At 70.0% G+C, this 4,999-nt stretch carries 5 protein-coding genes and 2 pseudogenes; 2 read left to right on the top strand and 5 right to left on the bottom strand.

Annotation, left to right across the window (positions count from 1 at the left end; translation table 11 throughout):
* Positions 1 to 381: 381 nt before the first annotated feature.
* A pseudogene (locus tag B7L92_RS34340) lies at positions 382 to 565 on the top strand (porphobilinogen synthase); the annotation flags it as partial.
* A gap of 25 nt (positions 566 to 590) precedes the next feature.
* Here the strand turns inward: B7L92_RS34340 and B7L92_RS34335 are convergent.
* The 5 genes and pseudogenes from B7L92_RS34335 to B7L92_RS43025 all read right to left on the bottom strand — a co-directional run bounded on the left by B7L92_RS34335 (position 591) and on the right by B7L92_RS43025 (position 4,103).
* Complete coding sequence (locus B7L92_RS34335) at positions 591 to 1,250, bottom strand: response regulator (protein WP_081241151.1); 660 nt, start codon at positions 1,248 to 1,250, stop codon at positions 591 to 593.
* Positions 1,247 to 2,395, bottom strand: a complete 1,149-nt coding sequence (locus B7L92_RS34330) for a sensor histidine kinase (RefSeq protein ID WP_081241150.1) — start codon at positions 2,393 to 2,395, stop codon at positions 1,247 to 1,249. Before B7L92_RS34330 ends, B7L92_RS34335 begins: the two co-directional genes overlap by 4 nt.
* The gene (locus B7L92_RS34325; RefSeq protein WP_081241149.1) at positions 2,392 to 3,228 is read right to left on the bottom strand and encodes a CPBP family intramembrane glutamic endopeptidase; all 837 of its coding nucleotides are present in this window, start codon (positions 3,226 to 3,228) and stop codon (positions 2,392 to 2,394) included. The genes B7L92_RS34330 and B7L92_RS34325 overlap by 4 nt, the downstream gene beginning before the upstream one ends.
* Before the next feature lie 267 nt (positions 3,229 to 3,495).
* Positions 3,496 to 3,663, bottom strand: a pseudogene (locus tag B7L92_RS34320) (IS6 family transposase); the annotation flags it as partial.
* A gap of 71 nt (positions 3,664 to 3,734) precedes the next feature.
* Positions 3,735 to 4,103, bottom strand: coding sequence for a hypothetical protein (locus B7L92_RS43025; protein WP_255311262.1), 369 nt, complete (start codon positions 4,101 to 4,103; stop codon positions 3,735 to 3,737).
* Positions 4,104 to 4,404: 301 nt separating this feature from the next.
* Between B7L92_RS43025 and B7L92_RS34310 the strand changes: the two genes are divergently transcribed.
* Entirely contained in the window at positions 4,405 to 4,977 is a 573-nt protein-coding gene (locus tag B7L92_RS34310) for a nuclear transport factor 2 family protein (RefSeq protein WP_081241148.1), read from the top strand.
* The last annotated feature ends 22 nt before the right edge of the window (positions 4,978 to 4,999 follow it).

Raw genomic sequence — 4,999 nt, 5'->3', positions numbered from 1 at the left:
GGAAGGAGAAGAGAGAGGAAAAGGGGAGGGGAGGGGGTGAGGCGGAGGGGCGTAGGCGAGGAGGCAGAGGGCTTGGTGCTGATCGCAAAGGACGATGGCGTGGCGTTGGCGCCTGGGAGGGGGCGGGTTTTGAGGGCATTCGTTCGGTGCGTTGGCCCCGGCTCGTGACCGGCGCGGTCTGCGGGGTGGGCGAGGGTGTTGCTCGGTGTCGGTGGCGGAGAGCAGGTCTGGAGGGTGTGGTGGGGACGGTCCTCAAGGGCATGAGCCGCGTTCCGTGGCATGAGTTGACGCACGCATGTGGCCCTGCGGACAGTCGACTACGCCGTCACCGTCGGCTTCCAGGCAGTCCGCCGCCACTACTGCTCGATAAAGCCACCCAAGGTGGCCGTGCCGGTCGCGGCGTACCAGATCAGCGGTGAGTACGTGGTGATCGAGGCCGCCACGGAGAAGGGTTGGGTCGACCGGGACGCGGCGATCCTGGAGAGCCTGACGGGCATCTGGCGCGGGTGCGCGGATGGTCCTGGCGTACCGGGCGACGGAGGTCGCCCAGTGGCTCGGCCGCTGAGGCCCGTCAGGGGCCGTGGCCCGCTTCAGGACACCAGACCCTGACGGTAGGCGTAGACGACTGCCTGGACGCGGTCGCGGAGGTCGAGCTTCGTGAGGATGCGGGAGACGAAGGTCTTGACCGTCTCCCGGCTGATCACGAGGGCCGCGGCGATCTCGTTGTTGGAGAGGCCGTCCGCGATGAGGCGTAGGACCTCCAGTTCGCGGGGAGTCAGCGGGATGTCGGGCCCGCTGTCCTCGATGGGGCGGATCCGGACGGCGTACCGGCCGACGAGCTGGCGTGTCACCTCGGGGTCCAGCAGTGCGGCGCCCGCCGCCACGGTCCGGATTCCGTGCAGCAGTTGGGCCGGTGGCGCGTCCTTGAGGAGGAAGCCGCTCGCGCCGGCGCGGAGCGCCTCGTAGACGTATTCGTCGAGGTTGAACGTCGTCACCACGAGCACCTTGACGGGGTGCGGTACGCCGGCGCCGGCCAGGAGGCGGGTGGCCGATATGCCGTCGAGCACCGGCATGCGGATGTCCATCACCACGACGTCCGGGCGGAGTTGTCCGACGAGGTCGACGGCGGTTTGCCCGTCCCCGCACTCGGCCGCGACCTCGAGATCGGGCTGGGCGTCGATGATCGTCGCCAGTCCGGTGCGGATCAGTACCTGGTCGTCGCAGATCAGGACGCGGATGGGGGCGGTCACGACGGGCTCCCGGCGGGTATGTGGGCGCGGACGACGAAGCCGCCGTCCTTCTGTTCCTCCGCGCTGAAGTCGCCGCCGAGGACGTCGACCCGTTCACGGAGACCGGCCAGGCCGCGCCCGCTCCCGGAGAGTCCGGGGGGCTTCGAGCCGGAGCCGTCCGTGCCGACCTCCACGGTGATCTCTCCTGAGCCGTGGCGCACCCGGACGGAAGTGCGGCTTCCGTGGGCGTACTTGAGGGCGTTCGTCAGGGACTCCTGCACCACCCGGTAGGCCACGAGGTCGGCGCTGCCGGTCGACTCGGCCGGTGTGCCCTCTTCGGTGAACTCCACGGGCTGACCGGCCCGCCGTGTCTGTTCGACGAGGGTGAGGAACCGGCCGGCGGGTGGGGTCCTGGGCTCGGTGCTGTGGTCGGGGTTGAGCAGGTCGAGCAGGTGCCGCAGATCCGTGATGGCCCGGCGGCCGGTGTCGGTGACGGCTGTCAGGCTCTGGTCGAGGCGATCGGGGACGGCGGTCAGATAGCGGGCCGCCTCGGCCTGTACGACCATCGCCGTCACGTGGTGGGTCACCACGTCGTGGAGTTCGCGGGCGATGCGGGCGCGTTCGGCGGCGCGAGTGTCCTCGGCGACGCGGTGGCGGCGCTCGGCCTCCAGTGCCCGGGTGTGACGAACCCATGACCCGACGCCCCAGGCGAGTGCCACGGCCAGGTAGAACGTCACGAACTCGCCGGGCGGTTCGCCGGGGCCGAGCCGGTGGAGCGCGACCGCCAGCGGGACGTATGCCACGGAGGCGGCGATCGCGGTTGCCCGCCTGTGGTGTTCCAGGTGGGAGGCCACGCTCAACAGCGTGATGGGCAGCGCGATGCCGGCGAGTGAGTGGTAGCCGCGGAGCTGGTCGAGGGCGAAGCCGATCGACACCACGGCGAAGCAGAGGACGGGCCACCGCCGGCGTCCGGCGAGCGGGAGGCACTGGAGGGCGATCGCTGCGAGGGCCAGGGCGTCGAAGGGGCGGGTCGGCAGGCCGCCGAGCTCCGTGCCGTTGTCGTGGTAGACCAGCGAGGCGGCGAACAGGACCGCTGCGAGCGGGAGGTACCAGACTGTGGCGCCTGCCCGGCGCCACAGTCCCTGGATCAGCGGAAGTCCGGTCACTGGGGCAGTGTAGTGGGGGTGGCGGCGATCCGGTCGGCGCGCCGACGGGGCACCAGGTTGCCTCGCTTGTGGGCCAGCCACATGAACCCGATCGTCACCAGCACGCCGAACAGCACCGCGTACACGCTGCCTTCCGGTCCGAAGTCGCCGCCGGTGATCCACGTCGGGCCCGACGTCATGGTGTCCAGCAGTCCCTGTGGGGTGTCGTTGCCGGAGACCTCGGTGCTGAAGATGCCGGCCGCCGCGAAGTTCCAGCCGAAGTGGAGGCCGATCGGCACCCACAGGGTGCGGGTCGCGGCGTAGGCGGCGGCGAGCATGCCGCCGGCCTCGATCGCGATGGCGAGGGCGCCCCACAGGTCGGCGTTGGGGTTCAACAGGTGCGAGAGGCCGAACAGCAGTCCGGTCAGCGTCAGTGCGATCCAGGTGCCGGTGCGCTCCTCGATGATCCTGAACAGGATCCCCCGGAAGATCAGTTCCTCCGTCACGGAGGCGGCCGCCATGAATCCGACCAGTCCCACGGCGCTGGAGACCGAGCCCAGGCCGTTGATCTCGTAGTGCGCGTTGACGTAGATGTTCGTGATCACGGCGCCGAACATCGCGACGCCGATCAGCATTCCCCGGCCGATCGCGGCCCCGGCACCCTTACGGGCCACTTCGGTGGCCGGGCGGTGCTCGGTCTTGTTGACCACCCATCCGTAGACGAGTACGGCGAGCACGGAGACCAGGAGTCCCAGAACGAGCTGGAGCCAGGGGTGGTTCTCCACGGCGGCGACCACCTGACTGCCGATCATGGCGACCACCACGACTGCCGACAGCTGCCAGACGAACCTCATGAACGCTCCTCCTCCGGGTCCGCGGCCGGGTGCCGCAACGCCTCGAACGCTACGGATCCGGCGTCCGCGAATCGTCACCTCACGGTGGACACCTGCGCGTAGCTCGCGTGGGGGACAGACGCTCCGACGGGCCGTTCGATTCGAGTGTCGGCGCACCTGGTTGCCGGGAAGACCGCCCGCATGTTCGCGCGGGCGTTGTCATGTTGGTGAGTGCATGGGTGCCTGACGGGGCGTCGGGGTGTGATGGGGCCGGTTCCGAGTCGGTGCTCAGCTTTGGGTGGGCAGGCCGATGTTCTTGGTGATGTGGTCCCAGAGGGTGAACCGGATGGTCATCTCGAGGCGGCGTTCGGCGGCGGTCATCAGGTGTCGGCGAGGTCGGAACCGGGGTGAGATGCCGCTGGACGAGGACAGGAACCGCTGGGCCGCACCCACGCTGGGCCATGTCCCACAACGTGATGCAGGGACCAGGACGGTGATCCGGCCCCAGCGCACCCCTGGCGCGCGCGTCAGGGGCTGGGGCTCTGGCGCAGATCCACGTAACAGCGCAGCCGCACTCCAGCTCTTTCCCGGCTCCCGGGTCCGGTGGCCACGAAGGTGTACGTGTCGTCCAGCAGCCGCAGCGCCGCCGCGTTCCAGGGGCTGCGGCGGGAGCGGAACTCCACCAGCAAACCGCCGACTTCCGGGCAGAAGGCGTCCTCCGGCTCGCGCGGCATGCTCCGGAGCCGGTCGAGGGTCCAGTGGACGAGCTCGTCCTCTTCTTCCGCTGAATGGAACGCGACGGCCCGGGCCTCAGCCTGGTTGGTGCCGAAGCTGACCTCGATCGGCTGCGGGGAGCGGACCCAGCCGAGCGACCGTGCGGTCGGTGAAGTCGGCATGGTTCACCTAAGCATGCCTGCGGCCTGCGGGCGGCGAGTCGGGGGCCTTGGGGTGCCCCGCGGCCTGTGGCGGCGCCCCTGCGGGTGCCGCCGCTCGGAGGCCCCTGCCTGCCGCTGCCCCTGACCAGTCCCTGTCGGTGGCTGGTGGCGGTCGTGCCGGGTTCTGGCGCCTCGCTCGGGTGCGGCCTGCCTTGACGGCGTCGTACGGCACTACTTACGCTAACAACGTTAGAAAAGTTAACGTCGTTAGGTCGGTGTGGTGCGGACCGGTGTCGCGCCGTCTCAGAGCAAGGAGACTCACATGCGTACGCGTACTTTCGTTCCCGGCCTCGCTGTCGGGGTGGCCGCGGCGGCTCTGATAGCCGGCACTGTCGGTGCCGGACCCGCGGCCTCCTCCGAGGCGTCGCCCGGCCCGCGGGCTGCGCAGGCCGGGCCACAGCAGGTCGTGGGCGCGACGAAGCACGAGAAGGACCGGGTGCCGGCGATCGGGCGGCGCTGGGCCGCCGCGTGGACGACGAGCGACACCCGCGATCTCGCCCGTCTGTACACCAAGGACGCGGTCTACACCGACCGTGCCCTCAACTTGGTGTTCCGCGGTCCTGAGGGGGTCGAGGAGTGGGAGACCGGGTCCCATCAGCTCATCGAGAATCTCGGGTTCGAGGCGACCGGTGGATTCCGCGGGCGGGACGGGGTCGTGGTCGAGGGAGTGTTCACCGGCCACATCGTCGGTGCGCCTCGTCCGTTTGCGGTCCCGCTCGTGACCGTGCTGCGGTTGCGCGGCAACCTGATCCAGTCGAGCGATGACTACTACAACCGGGGTGAGATCTTGAGCGATTCCGGCCTGCCCGCGGACTGGACCCCGCCCGGCAGTTGATGTCGCCCGCCGAGCCCGCCCC

Source organism: Streptomyces viridosporus, from assembly GCF_002078235.1.
Lineage (GTDB): Bacteria > Actinomycetota > Actinomycetes > Streptomycetales > Streptomycetaceae > Streptomyces > Streptomyces viridosporus.
The sequence above is the reverse complement of the archived record's forward strand: the minus strand, read 5'-3'. Positions and strand labels throughout refer to the sequence as shown.